Here is a 21810-nt window from a genome sequence, read left to right as displayed (position 1 = left end):
CTAAGTGAAGATCAGGGGTAGGGGAGGGGAGGTAGGTAGAGGAGCAGGGGAGCAGGGGAAGAGAATGACAAATGACCAATGACAAACTTTGTTACTCGTCAGCGTGAGCAAATCGGCGAAAGAGGAAGTCTAGAGCGTAGTTCCGCAGGTTGTAATACTCAGGGTCTTCCATGATGCGGCGACGATTGCGGGGACGGGAGAAGGGGATATTGAGGATTTCACCGATGTGAGCAGATGGCCCGTTAGTCATCATCACAACTCTGTCGGCAAGGAAAAGCGCTTCATCAATGTCATGGGTAATCATCAGTACGGTGACTTGATGCTCACGCCAGATTTGCAGCAGTTCTTCTTGTAATTCTTCTCTGGTGATGGCATCTAATGCACCAAAGGGTTCATCGAGAATCAAAACTTGGGGACGGATGGAAAGGGCGCGGGCGATCGCAACTCGCTGTTTCATCCCTCCAGAAAGCTGATTGGGTTTCTTGTCAGCTGCTTCTGTAAGTCCCACCATTGCTAAATGTTCTCTGGCGATCGCCCGTTTCTCTGCCTGGGGTTTTTTCGGAAACACCGAATCTACAGCTAGGTAAACGTTATCAAAAACGCTCAGCCAAGGCAGTAAACAATAGTTTTGGAATACCATCATCCGGTCGGGGCCTGGTTCGGTGATGGGTTTGTCTTGCAGCAGGACAACACCGTCGGTGGGAGTGTTAAACCCGGAAATCATGTTGAGCAAAGTTGATTTACCACAGCCAGAATGACCAATGATGCAAACGAATTCGCCCTCACGCACTTTTAGGTCAACTCCATCGAGTACGGTGTGAGGGCCTTCAGAAGTTGGATAAATTTTGCTTACACCTTCAATTACCAAAAAGTTTTCTGCTTTTTTCGTTTGCAGTTGATTGATTTGAGTTTTGCTGCTAGTTCCGTTTACTGTTTGCATGATGAATTTAGTAATTTGTTATTTATTAGTTGTTGTTTCTGCTCGAAGACTAATTTTTTTTAACGAACCGCCAAGGACGCCAAGGACGCCAAGGATGCAAAGGAAGAGGCAGGTAATCTTATGATGAGAAGTGATTAATGACTAAATAAATACTTCTTCAATACGTATTTGTCGTTTAATTTCCAAGCTCTTGAGATACTCTATCGGCTCTGAGGGGTTAAAAACTTTACCATCAAATAAATGAATCGGGTCATCCTCTCCGATGTCGAGTAAGCCAAGTTCGCGTGCAGCAGCACCAAATATGTCTGTACGACAGACTCTTTCAATCACATCCACCCAGTTTTTTGGGAAAGGTGTTAAGCCCCAACGCGCCATCTGAGTCACCATCCACAAAATTTCAGTCCTGTTGGGATAGTTGGTTTTGTTGAGATAAAACTGGTTGTATGCTGTGAATTCTTGTAGTTGTGTACCGTCGCCGCGATCGTAGGGATCGATGAATCCCGGACGGACGTACACAGGATCTATATCTAAATATTCAGAACGGCAGAGTATTTCTAAAATCTCTTCGCGGTTGCGGAGATCATCACAGTATTTACAAGCTTCTAGCAGTGCTTTGACCAGAGCAAGATAAGTTTCTGGGTACTGCTGCGCCCAATCTTCTCGCACTCCCAAGACTTTTTTCGGCTGTCCTGACCAAATTTCCAAAGCTGTAGCCGCAACAAAGCCTAAGTCTTGATGAACAGCAAGGTAGTTCCAAGGTTCTCCAGCACAATAACCGTCAATATTTCCGGCTTTGAGTTGAGAAACCATTTCCATTGGTGGAATCACCGTTAAGCCGACATCTTGATCGGGATCTATGCCACCAGCCGCCAACCAATAACGCAGCATTAGATTCAGCATTGAAGTAGGATGAACTACACCCAAAGTCAGAATATGGTCGGGAGTAGCGCTAATTGCTGCTTTTAAGTCAGTTAGGTTTCTGACTCCTTGGCTATACAATCTTTTGCTTAAAGTAATGGCGTTAGCATTGCGAGAAATATTTAGGGCATTGATTACAGGAATTGGTTTTTTACCACCAGCACCCAAAGTTAGGGCTAAAGGCATTCCTGCAAGCATTTGAGCAGCGTCTAATTTACCATTAACAACCCCTTGAGTTATTTCTTCCCAATTACTGGCACGATTGAGGGTGATTTTTTCTAAACCGTACTGAGCAAAGAAGCCTTTTTCTTTAGCAACAATCAAAGGTGCAGCATCAGTTAAAGGTAAAAAGCCAATTTCCAGATTGACTTTTTCTAAGCCGTTGTGGAATGTAGCTACTGGTACTGAAGTCTGCTGTACTTTGCGTTTCTTGGCCAGCTTTTGCTGGTTGAGAAAGTAAATCATTTCATTCCGCAGACTGTAATAGCTGGGATGTTTGACTACTTCCAGGCGTTGACGCGGGCGGGGGATTGGCACTTCGATAATTTGCCCGATATGAGCTTCTGGCCCGTTGGTGAGCATGACGACGCGATCGCTCAATAAAAGCGCTTCATCCACGTCGTGTGTCACCATCACGCATGTAACATTGTGTTCGTTGCAAATTTTCATCAGTTGTTCTTGCAAGCTACCCCGCGTTAAGGCATCCAATGCCCCAAAGGGTTCATCTAGCAGTAACAACTTGGGACGGGTAGCTAGGGCGCGAGCGATCGCTACCCGTTGTTTCATCCCCCCAGATAACTCACTCGGACGTTTATTCGCCGCAGGGCGTAGCCCCACCATATCGATATGTTCTTCAATAATGCTTTGACGTTGACCCTTGGGCTTACCTTTATACACTTCATCCACAGCCAGGGCTACGTTTTCCCGTACTGTTAACCAAGGCAGCAAAGAGTAGTTTTGAAACACTACCATCCGATCTGGACTGGGATCTTTGATTTCCCGCCCTTCCAAGGTAACGCCACCAACACTTGCTCGATCTAAACCTGCAATGATGTTGAGCAAAGTAGATTTACCACAACCAGAGTGTCCAATTAGAGAAACAAATTCCCCTTGTTGGATTTTCAACTCAATATTTTTTAGAGCAATATATTTGCCACCAGTTGGCAGATCAAATACACGGTCAACGTGATCAACTTCAACAAAAGTAGTCATTTTTTAATTCGTAATTCGTAATTCGTAATTGAGAAATAACCCATTTCCTACTTTTGTTATTCGGGTACAAGCTTACTAGCTATAAAGCCAACTAATCTATCTAAGATTAAGCCGACCAAACCAACATAAATTAAAGCGAGGATAATTTCGCTTAAGTTAGTTTCTGTGGTGGTATTATAGGCATCCCAAATAAATGAACCAATTCCAACACCACCGACTAACATTTCTGCTGCGACAATTGCTAACCAAGATAAACCAATGCCAATGCGTAACCCTGTGAATATATAAGGAACAGTGGCAGGAAACACCACTTTAAAGAAATACTTGGCTCCTTTTAAACGCAAAACTCTAGCTACGTTGATGTAATCTTGAGGAATTTGTTGCACGCCCACTGTAGTGTTGATTACAACTGGCCAAACAGATGTAATGAAAATCACGAAAATAGCTGAAGGATTAGCCTGTTGAAATGCTGCTAAAGAAATTGGTAGCCATGCGAGAGGCGGTACAGTCCGCAACACTTGGAAAATGGGATCTAGAGCGTTATAAAGTAATTTATTAGCACCAATCAAAATCCCCAAGGCGATACCAACAATTGCTGCTAGAGAAAAGCCTAAACCAACTCTTCCTAAACTACTGAGTATCTGCCAGCCTAAGCCTTTATCACTTTCGCCATTATCAAAAAATGGATTAATGATAAAAGGATTCCAAGTTTCGGAAAAGGTTTCTATCGGCCCAGGTAACTTAAAGTTAGGATTTAAACAAAGTAGTTGCCAAATCACTAGAAAAATAGCTAATGCTACCAGTGGCGGCACAATTTTTTGCGAAACTAATTTATTGAAATTCTTACGGTGATTTTTCTTGATAGTGCGACTTCCAAGAATAGCTGCCATTTTCTATTTTCTCCCACTGCCTTTAAGTAGCTAGGCGTAAAAATTCAAGTTTGTAGTAAGGACTTTAGTCCTGATATAACTTGCTATGAGCGATGAATCGCTCACTACTAACTATTTTTTTGATGTTTAATTATGCCTAAATCATTAATTAAACTTTTTTAATTTTCAAACTCTGCAAATATTCTTCTGGTTTTTCTGGGTCAAATTTCACACCATCAAAGAAAGTCTCAATGCCACGAGAACTACTCTTAGGAATTTCGGAATCAGGAACAGCAATAGCTTTAGCTGCTTTTTTCCACAAGTCCTCTTTATTGACTTGGTTAACTATTTCTTGAACTTTAGTATCTTTTGGTAAATAGCCCCAACGAATATCTTCTGTTAGAAACCAAATATCATGACTTTTGTAAGGATAAGAGGCATTATCTGCCCAGAACTTCATGCGATTTGGGAAGTTTTGCTGAGTACGACCATTACCAAAGTCAATATTGCCTTTTGACCTTTCTAAAATATCTGCGGCGGCAACATTAAAGTATTTACGATCAGAGCAGATTTTGCACATCTCCTCTTTATTTTCTGCGCGATCGCACCATTGTTGAGCTTCCATAACTGCCATCAACATTGCTTGTGTGGCATTGGGATTTTGATCAACCCAATCTTTCCGCATAGTAAAGGCTTTTTCTGGATGATCTTTCCACAATTCGCCTGTAACTAAAGCTGAATAACCTATTTTTTGGTTTACCAATTGAGCGTTCCAAGGCTCTCCCACACAAAAAGAATCGATGGTGTTGACTTTCATATTCGCCACCATTTGTGGTGGTGGTACGGGTTCTAAAACCACATCTTGATCTGGATTGATGCCGCCGGCCGCTAGCCAATAGCGCATCCACAAATCGTGAGTACCACCGGGAAAGGTAACACCAAATTTTAAGGCTTTTTTATTAGCTTTGGCCTGACTTGCAGCTTCTTTCAGCCCTTTGCTTTCTAAATTAACATTGAGTTCTTTAAATCTATTGGCAACAGAGATAGCCTGACCATTGGTGTTTAACCTTGCCAAGATATACATTGGCACTTTATCGTTGATGGTCATCAAGTAAGGCATCGGGCTGAGGATATGTGCGCCATCAATACCACCGCCAGCCGAGCCGATTTTTAAGTTGTCACGAGTCACAGGCCAAGATTTCTGTTTGATCACCTCGACATCAGTCATGCCGTACTTAGCAAAGAAACCCTTTTCTTTAGCAATAATTAAGGGAGCAGCATCAGTTAGAGCGATGAATCCTAGCTTGGCTTTGGTTGTTTCTACCTTCGGAGCATTAGCCACTGTAGAGACGTTGGCGGCTGGAGCAGCAGAGGGTGAGTCACCACCTGTTGAGGCTGTATTGCTGCCAGCAGAACAACCGTGAGCCAAAATAGCAGCGGTAGCAGTAGCACTTGCGGTGAAAATAAATTTTCTTCTTGAAAGATTTGCCATTTGTCCTTTATTTAGTTGTTAACTGTTTAGTTGTGATCTACTGACCAATGAGTTACCAAGGCTTCTTGCCTCGGTTTTGCCCCAAAGTGTTCAATGAGTAAATTTTGCAAGAATGGTTGTAAGTCTTCACAGGGTATGCCTTTGATGACACAAGTTCCTAGATGGGCGTCTTTGCCAACTTTGCCACCCATGTAGATATCAACCCCTTCTACAGCTTTGCCGTTTTTGCGAGTTTTAGTTCCCATCAAGCCGATATCTGCAACTTGGGGCTGTCCGCAGGAGTTAGGACAACCTGTCCAGTGAATTCGCACATTTGCAGTGAGTATTAACTCTGCTTCTAATGCTTTGATGATTCCTAAAGCACGGTTTTTGGTTTCAATTAGGGCAAAGTTACAAAATTGTGAGCCTGTGCAAGAAACTAGCGATCGCGTCAGCAAACCAGGATCAATCGAAAACCTTTCCAGCAGTGGTTCTGTTAAAAATGTTGCCAACCGCGAGTCAGGAATATTAGGAATAATGATGTTTTGCTCAACGGTGAAGCGGATTTCACCACTACCGTAAACTTCTGCTAGACGTGCAATTTCAAACATGTCTTCGGCATACAGCCGACCAACGGGGATGTGCAAGCCTACGTAGTTGAATTCTGATTGTTTTTGTTTATATACGCCGATATGGTCGCGTTTTTCCCAGTCAATTTCGTCTTTTGCTGCTGCGGGTAATAATGATTTACCCAAACGGTTTTCGACTTCTTGGCGAAACTTTTCTAAACCCCATTCATCAATTAGCCACATCAAGCGGGATTTTTGTCTATTGGCACGTAAACCGTGATCCCGATAAACTTCCAAAACGGCTCTACATACGGCTACCACATCTTCTGGAGACACCCAAGCATTTAGAGGAATCGCCGCCTCACAGCGTTTAGCTGAGAAAAAGCCACCCACCAAGACGTTGAATCCAAATATTGGCGATTGGGAAGATTCTTCCCCAGTTCCCAGTCCCCAGTCCCCAGTCCCTTCCTTAAACGCGGGAACGAAAGCTAAATCGTTGATTTCGGCGTGAACTGAATTGTCTCGTCCACCAGCGATCGCAATGTTAAATTTCCTTGGTAGGTTGGTAAACTCTGGATTGCCTTCACCTTTATTGGTGAGCATGTCCTGAATCTGCTGTACCACCTCTCGTGTGTCATACAATTCATCTGCATCCAACCCCGCCACCGGATCGCCTGTGATATTGCGGATGTTGTCCATCCCTGATTGAACGCTGGTTAAACCAACTGCGTGAAATCTATTAAAAATATCAGGTAAGTCTTCAATCCTGATGCCCCGCAATTGGATATTTTGTCTAGTAGTAATGTCGGCATTGCCGTCATCTCCGTAACGCTGCACCACTCCTGCTAAAGCACGCATCTGGCTGCTAGTGAGAATACCGTTAGGTAAGCGCATCCGCATCATAAACTTGCCCGGAGTGACTGGGCGGAAAAATACACCAACCCACTTGAGTCGGTGGTCACGGTCTGTTTCGTCCATTGCTTCCCAGCCTAGGGCAGCAAATTTCTCTATCTCACCTTTAACGGCGAGTCCGTCTTTTTCTGCTTTGAATTTCTCAAACTTGTTAAGGCTTGTTGTGGTGGTAGTTGCTGTGTCTGTCATGAGATGAGTCTCGTTGCAAGTTACTGATTCGCTGAGAACTTGTAAAAGTACTTACCTAATATCAACCAGCCCGCAGTCTCATCAGTTCATGGGTCTACGAGGGTTAATAATCAAAAAATTTGATTTAGTTACGGCTGATTATCTGCACTCAAGAGCATTACAACCTGAAACCTAAAATAGTTAATATGCCTGCCTGAAAATCCCTGGTGGTTAGGGAAAATCTCTTTCCTTTACATTTTGCAAATTTGTCAAGAAGCTGTGGATACTGTTTATGTAACAATTTCGATACTTCTAAGTTAAGACGGGATTTATGTTAAAATCGTATAAATTGTTACGGTTTTTTAGTAAAATTGCTGAAAGTGTATTAACACTATGCGTTTTCTGCATAAAGACTAGCCAATCAGCGGTGCAAAGCACTTACTGAACAGCATTTAAGATCAATGTATGTTAGCTAAAACGCAGTCATGAAACGTCGTGATTTCATCTATTGGGTGGGTTTGGGTTCGATAGCGAGTTCTTTACCTGTAGCTATTGCAGCTTGTTCTTCTCAGACAACTGCTGGAGATTGGCAAGCTGTGGGCACATCAGCAGAATTAGATAAGACTGGTCAAATACTTGCTAAAAACTCACCCGTTGGGCCGGTTTTGGTAGTGGGTACATCTAAAAACGTAAATCTGACTGCTGTTAACCCGACTTGTTCTCATGCAGGCTGCACAGTGGCATGGCAAGCTGAGGCAAAAAAATTCGCCTGTCCCTGTCATGGTTCGGAATTTGGTGTTGATGGTAAAGTGCAAAGAGGCCCAGCAACAACACCGCTAAAAACTTACGCCGCTAAGATTGAGGGTGATTCAGTTGTGGTTAAGCCCACCTAGACAATTCCAAATTTAAGCAAAGTGTCGTGAATAATCTCAACCAGCTTTTGGTGCAGGTCAAAATAGCACATGATGCAGCTGATTGGTCATCGCTGATTCAATATTTGCAACAGTTAGTTTTGGGAGAAAACTCTAGACATTCAGAGATAGTTAAAAATCGAGAATATATCCTGAAATTAGCAATTTCAATTTTAGAGATGGGTGATTTTCAACAACGTTGGGAAGTTACCAAGGTGTTGACTAGCTTGGGAAATATTGCCATCTTGCCACTCATTGAAATTTTAGAAGATGAAGACGCAGAAGAAGAATTGCGTTGGTATGCAGCAAAGATTTTAGGTGAGTTTCAGCACCCAGATGCGATCGCGTCTTTGGTAGAATTGTTGAAAATCGATGAAAATGAAGAACTCAAAGCGATCGCTACAACAGCACTTGGGCAAATGGGTACTGTTGCGATCGCCGCACTCTCGGAACTCCTAGCAGCAGAAGATACACGGCTTTTAGCAGTGCGATCGCTCTGTTGTATTCGGCAACCAGAAACCATCACACCTCTGTTGAGTGTAGTCCAAGATTCACAAGCAGCAGTACGCAGCGCTGCAATTGAAGCTCTCAGTAGCTTTCATGACGAACGTATCCCACCAGTGCTATTGATTGCTTTGGATGATGTAGCTGCCACAGTCAGACACGCAGCAGTGCTGGGTTTAGGTTTTCGCCCTGACTTATGTGCAGAATTAGATTTAGTTACGAGACTGCAACCTAGGCTTTATGACTTTAACCTTGAGGTTTGTTGTGTCGCAGCAGTTGCCCTTTCGCGGATGAGTTGTGATGATGCTGCCAAGCAATTATTTCAGGTGTTGATATCACCTCACACACCAATCAAGCTGCAACTCGAAATTATCCGCGCTTTGAGTTGGATGGCGACACCATCTGGTTTGGAATATATACAACAAGCACTGAATCACAATTTGTCACAGACAATGTGGCAGGAAATAGTCACAGTTCTAGGACGAGTACAAAAGCCGCAGTTAACTCAACAAGCTACAGAAATTTTGCTGGAAATCTTGCAATCAAAGCATCCAGCCACAGAAATTGCCAACATCAAAAGCGCGATCGCCCTATCATTAGGGCAGCTAGGCAAAATGCAAGCAATTGAACCATTGATTTCGCTACTAGCAGATCCTAATCCAGCGGTGAGACTACACGCGATCGCTGCACTGAAAAATCTGGACAGGGAAGCCGCACATCAACAATTGCAGCAGTTAGCAAATAACGCCACACTCGCACCAGATTTGCAAACAGGAGTAGCGATCGCCCTAGCAGAGTGGTAACTCTCTGTATATAAAAATGGGGAGGTGTTTAGAGGTTATTTGTTAGTGTTCAAGTTTTAGTGAAGTCATGGGTGTAATAAATCTTTGAGATTATCTAGTTGACAATCAAATCATCTGATATTGTGTTACTCCATTTACTCATCAGGGAACTCTATTTATCAGGAGCTTTTGTAACTTGCCATTATTCTGACAAGAAACTAAAGATGTAGATTCACATTGGTCAATATGTAGTGTTCTACATCTCATCTCCTAAAGCACCTTCAAAGGAGTACTTTACTATGACTGCTACAATAATATCCACCACTTCCGTATCGACGAGAAAAGCATACCAGTTTCTTCAAATTCGTGTTCAACTGCTTGGGCGGGGCATTACCAATGAGATTATGAATCTTTATGTGAATGGCAAGCGACTCAAGCCCAAAGCAAAAACTATGCATGAATTTTTGAACTACTTGGGTGTTCAAGGTTTTCGTATGGTAACAGCTGAATTAGAAACCGAAGGCGTATATACTCACTTCTACACAATGCAACGCGAAGTTTTGACTCAACAGCCTCCGGATGGAGATATCTTTGATGAACTTACCAAAGCAAAAGAGGGGGCTGATTTCGGAGATGCTATTAAGAATCTTTTAGAAGGCGGACTTGATAGATTAGCCTAAGCCAATCTCACTCTAAATAAAATTTACAGGCTGATAAGTTTTTTGCTTGTATTAATAAAGCGAATCCTTATCAGCCTACATTTGTTGTTTGTACGGTTAAATTTACTGGCAAAGACCTGCTACGCTTACTAACCTACTATAAAAAGGCAATGTGTTCTTCTAGCAAGCTAGGAAAATATTATTAAATTATACCCCATCTATATAATGACACATTGAAATTGTTAATTCAGGTTGTCCAGCGTCAGTAGCTTAACATCTATAATTGAGTCAGACAAAGGATCTATCGCGCAATAATGCAGTGAACGATAATAATGTAGTACTACGTTTGTGGGAGTTCGGTAGTTATGACCGAGTTACTTGAAAAAGCGATCGCCAGGTTGAAAACTTTGCCTGCCAGTGAGCAAGATGCGATCGCTGCAATGATTTTGGAAGAACTCGAAGACGAAATCCGATGGGATGAAGCATTCACAAGTTCTAAGGATGCCCTTGCTAAACTCGCAGCCGAAGCAATGGCTGAGTATCACGCAGGGAAAACACAAGAGTTAGACCCAGAGAGGTTGTGAAGTCACGCACAACTGCCCAATTCCGTAAAGCCTTTGCTGATTTACCTGAACAAGTTCAAAAGCAAACACGCGAAGCATATCGCCAATTCAAGCAAGATCCTCGTCATCCCAGTTTGCGCTTCAAAAAAGTACATCCAGAATTACCAATTTACTCTGCTCGCATCAGCAAAAGTTATCGGGTAGTTGGACAGTTAGAAGGCGATACAGTCATCTGGTTTTGGGTTGGTTCACACACAAAGTATGACATGTTGCTCTCTAAGTTGTAGCCATGTAGAAAAAATTAGCAAGATTCACATTCAGCCATTGAGATATATCCCAATGACTGAATGTGATAAGTTGAAAATCTTATCTAAAAATTCCAACATTACAGAATAAAATACACAAGTCTTTTTACGGGATATTTAGCGAAAAAGGCTTTGCAAAGCTGATAATTGACGATGAATGCAGTCAAACATAATTTATATTTATATAAATCTCAGACAAAGACCTGTAACAAACTTTACTAAATTGTGGATACAAAACCGTTAACTTAATGAAAGCCATAAATGTAATTCAGGCTACATAAAAATGCGACTAGAGCAGTTGCAAGCCTTTCTGGCGATCGCCCAAACCGGCAGCTTTCAACAAGCAGCGCGGCAATGTAGTGTAACCCAATCGACGATTAGTCGCCAAATCCAGGCATTGGAAGCAGATTTGGGGTTAGAACTGTTTCACAGAACGAGTCATGCCAAGTTGACACTAGCAGGTGAACGTTTGCTACCCCGCGTCCGCAAAATTTGCCAAGAGTGGCAAACAGCCACAGACGAGTTAGCAGATTTAATCGCAGGAAAACAGCCAGAACTTTGCATTGCAGCGATTCACTCAATGTGTGCAGCTTATCTGCCACCAGTGTTGCAAAAATTTTGTCATGATTATCCAGATGTACAATTGCGGGTGACTTCATTAGGTAGCGATCGCGCCCTCAAAGTCCTCAAAGATGGATTGGTGGATCTGGCAATTGTAATGAATAATCGGTTTTTAACCACTGGTAGAGAAATGGTAGTAGAAGTACTTTATGATGAACCTATAGAAATCCTAGCCGCAGCCAATCATCCCTTAGCTAAGTATGAATGTATCCCTTGGTCGGAGCTAATTCGTTATCCCCAAGTGGTTTTTAAAGATGGTTATGGAATGCAACGTCTAATACAAGATAGATTTGAGCGACTAGAAGCAAAACTTCAGGCGGCTTTAGAGGTAAACACCCTAGACGCCTTCCGAGGAGTAGTGCGCCAAGGAGAATTGATAGCTTTGCTGCCTCAATCAGCACTGATCGAAGCACGTTGCGACCCTACCCTTGCAGTCAGACCCCTAGCCAGTAATAGTACGGGGACTTTGCCTGATAGTTCGAGTTTGACTCGTCGCGTAGTGATGGTAACAACTCAAGACCGTCTCCAAATTCCCCCCATCAAGCACTTTTGGCAACTGGTACGAGAAAATATCCCACTACAACTCAACCAGCAGCGATCAGCTTCTTAAGTGTCATTAGTCATTGGTCATTCGTCATTGACACTCTTACCAAGGACAAAGGACAAAGGACAAATGAGCAACGTATTTAGGGAATTCGTGCAAAAAGTAGGCAGTGGAAACCACACAGGTGAGAATTTAACCCGTGCTGAAGCCGCCACTGCTACAAAAATGATGCTGCTGGGTGAAGCAACACCAGCCCAAATTGGAGCATTTTTGATTGCCCATCGGATTAAGCGTCCTACTGGGGAAGAGTTAGCTGGCATGTTGGATGCTTATGAGGAACTAGGGCCAAAACTGCAACCAATCACTTCTGCACGTCCGGCGATAGTTTTGGGTCTACCTTATGATGGGAGAACGCGCACCGCACCAATTAGCCCCGTAACTGCTTTACTACTTGCCGCAGTTGGTCAACCAGTGGTGATGCATGGTGGCGATCGCCTGCCAACAAAGTATGGATTACCTCTGATAGATATTTGGCAGGGATTAGGTGTCAATTGGACTGCCTTACCACTAACGAAGACCCAACAGGTGTTTGAGCAAACGGGTGTTGGGTTTATTTATACACCAAAGCATTTTCCTTTAATTAACAATATTTGGGAATACCGTGACCAACTCGGCAAGCGTCCGCCTTTGGCGACAATGGAATTAATTTGGTGTCCTTATGCTGGGGATGCTCATATAATTACGGGGTTTGTCCATCCTCCTACGGAAGCGATGTTTCAGGTAGCTTTGGCTCTGCGAGGCGTCACAAAATTTACATTAGTAAAGGGATTGGAAGGCAGTTGCGACTTACCACGCGATCGCACCGCGATTATTGGCTTATCTTCATCAGCACCGCAAGAACTAGAACGCTTGCACCTTGTACCGCGTGAATACAGTTTTACTACCAAGAACCTACCCCTTGGCACTACAGAAGAACTAGTAGCGGATATGCAGCAAGTTTTGCTTGGCAACCCAGGCGAACTGATGCAAACAGCCTTGTGGAATGGCGGGTTTTACCTGTGGCGTAGTGGCATTTGTCCAGATATGCGATCGGGTATAGCCAAAGCGGCAGAATTATTAACCAGTGGCGCAGTAGCTAGTAAACTTCAAGAACTCAGTCAAGCAGTAAATTTAGTAGCTCAAAACATTTTTCCAAAAAGCAACTACCACTCACATTTCTAGTTTATGATCCTTTGAGATTTTAGATTTTTTATTTAATATACTATAGCGCTGAGTTTAGTTAGCAATCTTCAATAACACGCACCCATTCTTGGAGTTTGTAGTTCATCCGCTCTCATATGTCATCAATCTTCTATTCTCGAAATAGTACAGTGTTTGCCAGTTGAAAAAATCATGTGGCAGCATTGTCATGCATAGGCTGCACACAAAATGTAGAATATTGCGCTCATCACCGCACGCCGATTAGATGAGGTCACAAGTCTCACATCCGGTTTTGCAGACGATTTATCCTCTTTTAAAGACAAAACTTGTCTAATTATGTCTCTAAATTTTGTCTGCAACATACACTGCCTTGCGAAGCATTACAGGTAGACATTGTTATGAATCTTAAGGATGCGTTAGAGAAAAATTTCGACACGATTGTCACGCATTTTGAGATGTGCTTCATACTAGCAGGCATAACAACAACGTCTGACATTACTTATCAAAGCATCCTCGATTAAATTTAATTAGATTAATTAATAATAGTTTTACAAGCGCAACACTGGTATGTAAGAGTAGGTTGAATCTTGAAAAACTGGGCAGGACATAATTAGTCAGTTTACGTCGAATAAATCAATTTTTTAGGATTGTAATTTGCAATTTAACGGCTAATAATTGCAAGTGTAAGGTTAAGTAATCAAAGCTTAATCTCACACAAATGCTAATGTTTTGTTTCAAGTTAATTGAGGTAAAAGCAATGGAAAATATCAATTTGTCTGGATTGAATCCTGCTGGTTCCGAACTATTTATGGATTCTGAAAGCTTTCTACAAGACCTATCTGATACAGATGCTATGGCTTTGCAGGGAGGAGAAGGCCCCAACATTCATGGGTTGCTTCAGTTTGGTCTAGGCGTGTATGCAATCCAGAATGTTATATCCCTAGTGAAATCAATTAGTGCTGTTCAGCCTCCTCAGGGCGGTAAGAGATAGTTTACAGCGATTTTCACTTGAGTAGACTACAAAAAAAGATCTGACGCCCTACCCCCTGACCCTAATCCCCACTCTGTGGGGGCTTCGAGTTCCCTAGTAGAGAAGGGGAAAATTCAAAGCCTCTTTTAGTGTAGGAACGAAAAGTCTGTAGCTTGCTATCCCGCAGGGTGCATTGGCTTCCAGCGAACAGAACTTTTCAACACAGAAAGGTCTGCGCGTGGTCTATTCATTTTAAAACTGCTGTATATCTCACTGTTAAGTAGGATTCAGCTTTTGATTGCTGAATCCTACTCAAATCAACTAAGAGCAGGATCAAGAAATTAAGGGCTTAATCCTGCTCAGACTAACCAGTATACCAATAATATCAATAGTTATTTGACGAGTATAAGAGATGAATAAAACATCAATTGTTAATTTGCACTCTATTGATTTGGAATCTTTTTATGATTCTGAAAGGCTTTGATAAAACTTATCTGTTATGACGTGAGTTAGACAAGTCTATATGATATCCATCTAATTAGTTGTCAAAAAAATCTCTCCCTGGTTTTACTACACAAAACCTTGATAGTTCTTCTGAGGAAATGAAGTTTGGCGTAATAGCTTTAGATATGCGTTAGTAGAATTTGCAATTCATAACATTACCTCACTAGTAAAGTTATTTATTGCTTCTTCTAAACGTTGATTTTATCTAGATTTATTCTGCTAATAATTAAATTTGAAATAAGGATTTCAAGATGTCTTTTTTATTAAGCAATAAAAATGTTTTTGAGTATTTGATTAACAAGGGTATCTGTACTGAAAAAAATCAGTACCCAAGCAAAATTGAATTAAAACCTGCTAAAAACTTTAACCTGTTACTCACCCTGCCAGAGGGTCGTCAACTTTTAGTTAAGCAAGAGCCTCGTAATCGTGAAGGAAAAACGGCAAGTGAATTTTTAAGAGAGTGGCAATTTCAAAAAATGTTACATAGTTCTCCAGATTTTAGCCCTATTCTTTCTTCGTTTTCGCAGGCAATTCATTTTGATGTTGAGAATTTTATTATTGTTTTTAATTATTTCAAAGACTATCGCGATGTAGCAGATTTCTACAGTAGAGAAAATATCTTTCCTATCACCATTGCCACTGCAATCAGTGCAACAGTCGCCTTAATTCATCGCCTAACTTTAGACCGTCGAGATTATCAAGAAGTTTTTGAATCTAGCACAGAAGTATTTAATAACCCAGCTTTTGAAATGATTCATAGTTTAAAACGTTTGACTCCGGAAATTTTTGGTAGCTATCCTGCCGATGCTCTGAAATTCTTTGTGCTTTATCAGCGCTACTCTAGCTTGGAGCAGGCGATCGCAGAGTTGAGCAATGCTATTAAACCCTGTTGTCTAATTCATAACGATTTAAAGCTGAATAATATCCTACTAGCCAATAGTTGGGAGGAGATAGTTTCTCAAACATCGCTACCAGCTAACAGTATCATTCGCCTGATTGATTGGGAAAAATCAAATTGGGGAGATCCAGCTAGCGATTTAGGAACACTCATCGCTAGCTACCTGCAAATCTGGTTGTATGGCTTGATTACTAGTAAAACGATTGCCATAGAAGAGTCTTTACACCTAGCTACAACTTCCCTAGAACTACTCCAGCCTTCGATAATTGCTCTGGTAAACACTTATTTAAGTAACTTTCCAGAAATTTTGGAGCGCCGTCCTGATTTTTTGCTGCGAGTTGTGCAATTTTCAGGTCTAGCCTTGATTCAAGCAATTCTGGCAACGCTTCAGCATCAAAAAACCTTTGATAATACCGAGATCTGTATGCTCCAGGTTGCCAAAACTTTGTTGTGCCGTCCAGAACAATCAATCCAAACTGTGTTCGGTATGTCAGCTTTTGAACTGAGTCACCATAAAGATTTGCGCTTTTTTAAGTAATTCTAGTTACAGGTAACAAATTATGCAATTACTAAATTCGCTTATATTGCAAACGTCAAATACATCGAGTCAGGAATTGCTAACGACTCTGGAAGATATAGCCAGTAAGGTTGAGATTCAATCTAACTTTTGTATTTGCCATCCAGATTACAAACCTTTAAAAGTTCCAGATGAGGTAGTACTCCGCTTTCAACGATTACCCTTAAACCTTCAACACAAGTTTCTTAATTCACAATTGTGCCATTTTCTCTACGGCATCTACTATAACGGTGCTGCTCGAACTCTTCTTGCTCTAGATGCAGAGCCAATGGATTCAACAATGTCTCAGAATCTAGAGAACAATACTTTTCTGGGAGTAGATGTGGAGTTTTATGAGCGATTGCACTTGTCCAATAAAGGTGAAGGCTATTTTGACCCAGGTTGGCAAGTGCTAAGGGAAGAGAGCAATGGTATCCTGGCAGTGAAAAAGGACGAGTTGACTGTGTATATAGAGCGCGATCGCTATCTCCAAGGCACAGAGCAACATGCGATCGCTGGCGACCTGGTTACTATCAGGATGCCCCCTAATCTGGTGCAAAACGGTTTTTATATGGCAGTTGGTAATGCAGGAGCGCTAAGTCATGCTGATACACTCATCGATTCGCATCTTGTGCGCGTCTACTTTAATTTAAGTCCTGAAGGTGCAGTTACGGTTATGGGCAACCTAACACACCAACTCAACACAATATTCATTCCCTTCACTTTTAAAGCGCTATACAATCCTTCAGACTATGAGCGCTATGATACAGCTGTGCTTTACTTTGAAAAAAGCAACTATCCAGTTATTCGACAAGTATTGCAATCTGTCTATGCGAAGTATAAGTTACATTTTAGCGAGGAAGTACCACTGTTCACAAAATTGCTTGCACCAGGACTTGCTTTAGCGGAAGAACCAGATAATAAATTTACTAAAAAAGAAAGTTTTGGTTTGAATCGTTGTCAAATTGTTACCAATAGTTTGCTCGAAGCTTGGCAACAAGGCAATGAGTCAAAAGAAAATCGGATGGCTTTGATTATCAAACACTTCGATTTACAAGGTATTCAATTGCAGTATCCTTACCTCAATTCCAACTCTAATAATATTTATACACCTTTAGAGTTAGAAATTTAGAACTTACGCATTGACAAGAAAGTCAATATTATTGACCAAATAATTACTAATTCGTAATGACGCTCCTGCGTCGAAGAGAGCTGCGAAGCGCGTAATTCGTAATTACTTCGTGTCATAGCCCCCACCAAATTTGGTTTTGACCATCTGACGCCATGAGAACTATTTTGGCTCGTAGCACTATCTGTTGCGGCGTGTTGTGCCTGTTGGTCAATTGTTGCAGTTGTTCACGCTCGCCATCGATTAAGTTTAATGCTTTAGCAGTTAATCTTGCCACACTGTGATTCCTTGATCCGTTCGGTAAAACTGGTTTTAACCTGATTATTTATTCTCCCACTAATATGATCTGTTGATTTACGCTGTATTGCACTAGTTTTTAACTAACTAAACTACCTAATAGCTAGAAATATATTAAATCGTCTATTTGCTTGTAATTGTTACCCTTTATCAAGTATCTTTAGTCCGAAATATTTACTTAAGAACGAGTGCTACTTAAAAGCAAAAATTGCTATTTAGATATATAGTGCATTAATTTTATAGCACATTCACTATCAATCACCCATTTTTATGTGTCGAATATTTTGTGCTGCCATCAAAAAATAAATTTAGATTAAAAATATTTCTTAGGATAGAATTCTAAAAAAAATGGAATACTTTCTTTAATACTATTTATAGATGTGTTTGCTAAAAATCCTTTAATACTATTAAATGCAATCAAATCAATATTCAAAAAATATTGTTAAAAAGTAGATTAATAAAATGGCGATTAGTACAAAAAATGAATCTTAAATAATTTTATTCAATGACCATTTAATAGTTACTTCAACCTTGTACTATTTATGTCATACAATGAAGAACAATTTCAATATTTTGAGAAATACGACGTTAATAAGAGCAAGTTTTTAACGCCTTTTCAACGGAAATTTCTGCTGAAAAATCTCCAAGCAAGTTTACAACCAGAGTACTGTCGTCGCATCGAAATTATGTTACTAGCAGATCAGGGTAAATCTCCAACCCAGATTTGTGAAATATTAGGCTGTTCCTATCATATGGCGCGATATTGGATTGGTGTAGCAAAAGCTGGTTTAGCTCACAAATGGCAAGAGCAACCAATAGGCAGACCGAAGAGTATTAATGAGCAATATCTCCAACGCTTGAAAGAATTGGTAAGCCATAGCCCTCGTGAATATGGCTATCCATTTCACTGCTGGACGGCACAATGGTTAAGCAAACATTTAGCAATTGAAATTGGGATTGAAATTACTGAACGTCACATTAGCCGTCTGCTCAAACAAATGGGACTGTCTACGAAACCAAGAAACAATAGCCTTAAAAAAGAAACTAACGATACCCAAGATTATGAGATTACTATAAGCGATCTGCAATTTCCCTGAAGGTCTGGTTTTTGATGGTTACTCAATTTCATTAATTAAGACCAATCACTAATCCCATATTTACATCTACAGTTTCTGGTTAAAAATTTTTCTAAAGGGAGTTTATGTCTTTATTGAGTAGTAATTAAATAATAAATATTTTTTAAATTTTTAGGAGTTAAATCATGACAAACTTTTTTATTTTTTCCGATGTAGACATTATCCAACAAATCAAACTTTCCTGCCAAATTCCTGATATAATTGAAGCAATAGCTACTCGTAAAATTATTGCCGATAGTGCCGATAAAGCAGGCATTAAAATTGAGAAGGGAGAGCTTCAACAGTCAGCCGATAATATACGATTAAATAAAAAACTTATCAAATCTGAAGATACCTGGATATGGCTACAAAAACATTATCTTTCTCTGGATGAGTTTAAAGAATTAGCCAGAATTAACCTGCTTTCTGAAAAGTTAGCAAATTATTTATTTGCGAAGCAAGTCGAACCGTTTTTTTTTGAACACCAACTTGATTATGCCGCATCTGTTACTTATGAAGTTGTTTTAGATGACGAGGACTTGGCTTGGAAACTGTTTTATGCGCTGCAAGAAAACAAAATTAGTTTCCCAGAGATTGCCAGGCAATACATACAAGATCCAGAACTACGTCGCGTTGGTGGATATTGCGGAATACAACACCGTAGCAATTTTAGACCGGAGATTGCAGCCTATGTCTTTGCTGCCCATCCGCCGCAGATTCTTAAGCCAATGATCACACAGGAAGGAATCTATCTTATTTGGGTGGAAGAAATCATTCAACCTCAATTAAACGAGCCACTGCGCTGTAAGATTTTGGGAGACTTGTTTTCTGCTTGGTTAAAACAACAACTTGAGGAAGTTAAAATTTTGGTACAGCTTGAACAGTGATATTGCAAAAACTAACAGTAGGGTGGTAAAAGGTTGTATTGAAGAAACAATCAGTGTGATTGTAGCTTGTGTTTATTGAAATTACCAGATCTCAACATTCGTTTTAAAATCCAATGTCAGAACATCGATCGCAGATAAGATACAGTTGCATTTATCTATGAGCAATGATGCTTAAAATACCCATAAAAATCAGGTATTAAACGAATGCTTGATTCTTGGTTGATGCTGGTGGGCTTTCTGCTTTAACTTTTGTAAATTATTTACCAACAGTTAACATCAAACCTTCACGGGCTAGTAATGCTTCTGGAAAGACAAATTCAAGTTCAACTTGAACTTTGTCAAGGAAATTATCATTGTCATCTGGGTGGTGGTGAGAGATTACTAAGCGTTGCACATTAGCGTTATGAGCCACACTCACCGCAGTTTGCCAATGCAAATCAGCTGAATCGTGGTTGTGAGCCGTTGGCGGAGTGTAGGTAGCATTGGCAATCAGTAAATCAACGCCTTTAATAAACTGTAAAATCCGCTCTCGCTCTACTTCATCGGCATTTTGGTGCAAATCTGTGACATAAGCAACACTATATTGCTGCCAGGTAATTCGATAGCCAACTGAGCGCTGAGTTTGATTGATCAACGCTACTGTGATAGTGACATCATCTAGCTTCACTTCCCTGTCTGGAGTCAGATTATAAAACTGCAATTCCGACTGCATTACCTGCAAAGGATAAGGAAAGTGTGGCTGGAGCATCTGGTCACATAAACATTGTTTGATTGAGGCTCCATTTGAAGCAGCTGTACCGTAAATATGGAAGCAGTTTTCTGCAATAAATGCAGGGGCAAAAAAGGGAAACCCTTGAATACGATTTGATTGGGAGTTGGTAAAAAATAAATGAGCTTCCAGCGGTTGTTGCTGTTGCCAAGTTTTACCCAGTATGCGTAAGCCAGTACCGCCATCAAAAATTAAGCGTTTTCCGGCTACATGCATTTCTACACAAGCGGTATTGCCACCATAGCAACTAGTGTTACTGCCTGGGGTGGGAATTAAACCCCGTACACCCCAGAATTGCACAAGAAATTCACCCGATAGGTTACTTAGCGGGGTAGTTGATTTTTCAGTTAGGTAACTCTGAGAACCCGACAACTCAAAATTTGACATTTTCCTTGAATTTAGACCTCGCTGAGCAGGTCATTGTAGTGCCGGACTTCCAACAGCCGATTTTTTTCATCCACAATGACTACCGTAGGAGAGTAACTTTTTAACTCTTCTAGAGTGAACTGCCCGTAAGTCATTATAATCAAGCGATCGCCAATAATGCCTAGACGTGCCGCAGCTCCATTTAACTCAATTATTCCAGAATTGGCAGGAGCCGGGATCGCATACGTAATGAAGCGCTCGCCATTGGCATTATTTACTACTTGTACCTGTTCATAGGGTAAGATGCCAGCTTTCTCTAGGAGGATTTGATCGATACTGATACTACCCACATAGTGGAGATTTGCCCCAGTGAGAGTACAGTTGTGAATTTTTGCCAAAAGGAGCGTGCGCTGCATTGCGTTTATGAGTTCTGTGGCAATTGAGCTAAAGTCAAGTTAAGTAAAGTTTTGTGCTTTCTTTTTGCCTGACTTGTGTTGAAGGTTTGTTCAGGTAGTTTGAGAATCAGAATCCCGACCCTTTTCACTACCGGCTTTTACGCACTTTTCTACTAAAGGCATAACCTCTTCAACATCTTGCCAGCCGCGAATCTCAGTTACCTTTTTTTCCAAATTTTTATAAGTGCGGAAAAATTCGGCAATTTCAGCTAAGCGGTGTGGCGGTAAGTCTTTCAGGGATTTTATTTGAGCGTAGCGGGGATCTTTGTCAGGAACACAAAGGATTTTTTCATCGCGATCGCCGCCGTCAATCATCTCTAGGAATCCAATTGGTCTTGCGGCTATAACACAGCCTGGAAAGGTTGGCTCATCTATTAATACCATACCATCCAGTGGATCGCCATCCTCGGCCAAGGTATTGGGCACAAAGCCATAGTCATAAGGGTATTGTACCGAGGAATAAAGTACCCGGTCTAGAGCAAAAGCTTGTATGTCTTTGTCGTATTCGTATTTATTTTTACTCCCGCCTACAATTTCAATCAGAACGTTGATTAGACCCGGTTTAGGTTGGGCAGGAATACGAGATAAGTCCACAAAAAACTCCTCCGCTAACAGTGAATCATGGGAGCATTCAGCTTCACTCCCCGTGTAGAATTTTAGGGCAATATGGATCTCTATTCCCAAGGTATTCATTTGTATTGGGGATTGAGGTTAAC

General features: G+C 41.1%; 21 protein-coding genes. 12 read left to right on the top strand and 9 right to left on the bottom strand.

What is annotated here, in order from left to right:
- Window positions 1-91: 91 nt before the first annotated feature.
- From FNW02_RS09000 to FNW02_RS08980, 5 genes are all read right to left on the bottom strand, one after another.
- Window positions 92-940 carry a nitrate ABC transporter ATP-binding protein gene (locus FNW02_RS09000; protein WP_191757210.1) on the bottom strand — a complete coding sequence of 283 codons (849 nt, stop codon included), beginning with the start codon at window positions 938-940 and terminating at the stop codon, window positions 92-94.
- Window positions 941-1081: 141 nt separating this feature from the next.
- On the bottom strand, window positions 1082-3070 hold the full coding sequence (locus FNW02_RS08995) for an ABC transporter ATP-binding/substrate-binding protein (RefSeq protein WP_191757209.1): 1989 nt from the start codon (window positions 3068-3070) through the stop codon (window positions 1082-1084).
- 56 nt (window positions 3071-3126) lie between these two features.
- A complete protein-coding gene (gene ntrB, locus FNW02_RS08990) occupies window positions 3127-3960 on the bottom strand; it encodes a nitrate ABC transporter permease (RefSeq protein WP_191757208.1) in 834 nt (277 codons plus the stop codon).
- 148 nt (window positions 3961-4108) lie between these two features.
- Window positions 4109-5431, bottom strand: coding sequence for a CmpA/NrtA family ABC transporter substrate-binding protein (locus tag FNW02_RS08985; RefSeq protein WP_191757207.1), 1323 nt, complete (start codon window positions 5429-5431; stop codon window positions 4109-4111).
- Window positions 5432-5457: 26 nt separating this feature from the next.
- Window positions 5458-7080: a ferredoxin--nitrite reductase gene (locus FNW02_RS08980; RefSeq protein ID WP_191757206.1), complete on the bottom strand. Its 1623-nt coding sequence runs from the start codon at window positions 7078-7080 to the stop codon at window positions 5458-5460.
- A gap of 464 nt (window positions 7081-7544) precedes the next feature.
- Here FNW02_RS08980 and FNW02_RS08975 point away from each other — a divergent pair, with 464 nt between their 5' ends.
- The 10 genes from FNW02_RS08975 to FNW02_RS08930 all read left to right on the top strand — a co-directional run bounded on the left by FNW02_RS08975 (window position 7545) and on the right by FNW02_RS08930 (window position 17208).
- Entirely contained in the window at window positions 7545-7952 is a 408-nt protein-coding gene (locus FNW02_RS08975) for a QcrA and Rieske domain-containing protein (protein ID WP_191757205.1), read from the top strand.
- Between the two features lie 26 nt (window positions 7953-7978).
- Window positions 7979-9277, top strand: a complete 1299-nt coding sequence (locus FNW02_RS08970; protein ID WP_191757204.1) for a HEAT repeat domain-containing protein — start codon at window positions 7979-7981, stop codon at window positions 9275-9277.
- A 278-nt stretch (window positions 9278-9555) separates the two neighbouring features.
- Window positions 9556-9936 carry a hypothetical protein gene (locus FNW02_RS08965; RefSeq protein WP_191757203.1) on the top strand — a complete coding sequence of 127 codons (381 nt, stop codon included), beginning with the start codon at window positions 9556-9558 and terminating at the stop codon, window positions 9934-9936.
- Window positions 9937-10280: 344 nt separating this feature from the next.
- Entirely contained in the window at window positions 10281-10499 is a 219-nt protein-coding gene (locus FNW02_RS08960; protein ID WP_191757202.1) for a hypothetical protein, read from the top strand.
- Window positions 10496-10765 (top strand): ParE family toxin-like protein, encoded by a 270-nt coding sequence (locus FNW02_RS08955; RefSeq protein ID WP_191757201.1) that lies wholly within the window; start codon window positions 10496-10498, stop codon window positions 10763-10765. The genes FNW02_RS08960 and FNW02_RS08955 overlap by 4 nt, the downstream gene beginning before the upstream one ends.
- A 301-nt stretch (window positions 10766-11066) precedes the next feature.
- Window positions 11067-12014, top strand: coding sequence for a LysR family transcriptional regulator (locus tag FNW02_RS08950; protein ID WP_191757200.1), 948 nt, complete (start codon window positions 11067-11069; stop codon window positions 12012-12014).
- Between the two features lie 63 nt (window positions 12015-12077).
- The gene (locus FNW02_RS08945; protein WP_191757199.1) at window positions 12078-13169 is read left to right on the top strand and encodes an anthranilate phosphoribosyltransferase family protein; all 1092 of its coding nucleotides are present in this window, start codon (window positions 12078-12080) and stop codon (window positions 13167-13169) included.
- A gap of 736 nt (window positions 13170-13905) precedes the next feature.
- Window positions 13906-14139: a hypothetical protein gene (locus tag FNW02_RS08940; protein WP_191757198.1), complete on the top strand. Its 234-nt coding sequence runs from the start codon at window positions 13906-13908 to the stop codon at window positions 14137-14139.
- 734 nt (window positions 14140-14873) lie between these two features.
- On the top strand, window positions 14874-16058 hold the full coding sequence (locus FNW02_RS08935; RefSeq protein WP_191757197.1) for a phosphotransferase: 1185 nt from the start codon (window positions 14874-14876) through the stop codon (window positions 16056-16058).
- Between the two features lie 22 nt (window positions 16059-16080).
- Window positions 16081-17208: a T3SS effector HopA1 family protein gene (locus FNW02_RS08930; RefSeq protein WP_191757196.1), complete on the top strand. Its 1128-nt coding sequence runs from the start codon at window positions 16081-16083 to the stop codon at window positions 17206-17208.
- 112 nt (window positions 17209-17320) lie between these two features.
- On the opposite strand, the gene FNW02_RS08925 is transcribed toward FNW02_RS08930, so the two are convergent.
- Entirely contained in the window at window positions 17321-17482 is a 162-nt protein-coding gene (locus FNW02_RS08925; RefSeq protein WP_191757195.1) for a hypothetical protein, read from the bottom strand.
- Between the two features lie 562 nt (window positions 17483-18044).
- Between FNW02_RS08925 and FNW02_RS08920 the strand changes: the two genes are divergently transcribed.
- A complete protein-coding gene (locus tag FNW02_RS08920; protein WP_191757194.1) occupies window positions 18045-18599 on the top strand; it encodes a helix-turn-helix domain-containing protein in 555 nt (184 codons plus the stop codon).
- Window positions 18600-18763: 164 nt separating this feature from the next.
- The gene (locus FNW02_RS08915) at window positions 18764-19504 is read left to right on the top strand and encodes a peptidylprolyl isomerase (protein WP_191757193.1); all 741 of its coding nucleotides are present in this window, start codon (window positions 18764-18766) and stop codon (window positions 19502-19504) included.
- 256 nt (window positions 19505-19760) lie between these two features.
- On the opposite strand, the gene FNW02_RS08910 is transcribed toward FNW02_RS08915, so the two are convergent.
- The 3 genes from FNW02_RS08910 to FNW02_RS08900 form a co-directional block, all read right to left on the bottom strand.
- Entirely contained in the window at window positions 19761-20660 is a 900-nt protein-coding gene (locus tag FNW02_RS08910; RefSeq protein WP_191757192.1) for an MBL fold metallo-hydrolase, read from the bottom strand.
- 11 nt (window positions 20661-20671) lie between these two features.
- Complete coding sequence (gene panD / locus FNW02_RS08905; protein WP_191757191.1) at window positions 20672-21055, bottom strand: aspartate 1-decarboxylase; 384 nt, start codon at window positions 21053-21055, stop codon at window positions 20672-20674.
- A 90-nt stretch (window positions 21056-21145) separates the two neighbouring features.
- A complete protein-coding gene (locus FNW02_RS08900; protein WP_191757190.1) occupies window positions 21146-21688 on the bottom strand; it encodes an inorganic diphosphatase in 543 nt (180 codons plus the stop codon).
- Window positions 21689-21810 lie beyond the last annotated feature (122 nt).

The sequence above is a fragment of the Komarekiella delphini-convector SJRDD-AB1 genome (genome assembly GCF_014831675.1).
GTDB lineage: Bacteria > Cyanobacteriota > Cyanobacteriia > Cyanobacteriales > Nostocaceae > Komarekiella.
Note: the sequence above shows the minus strand (reverse complement) of the source record. Positions and strands in the feature narration are given on the sequence as shown.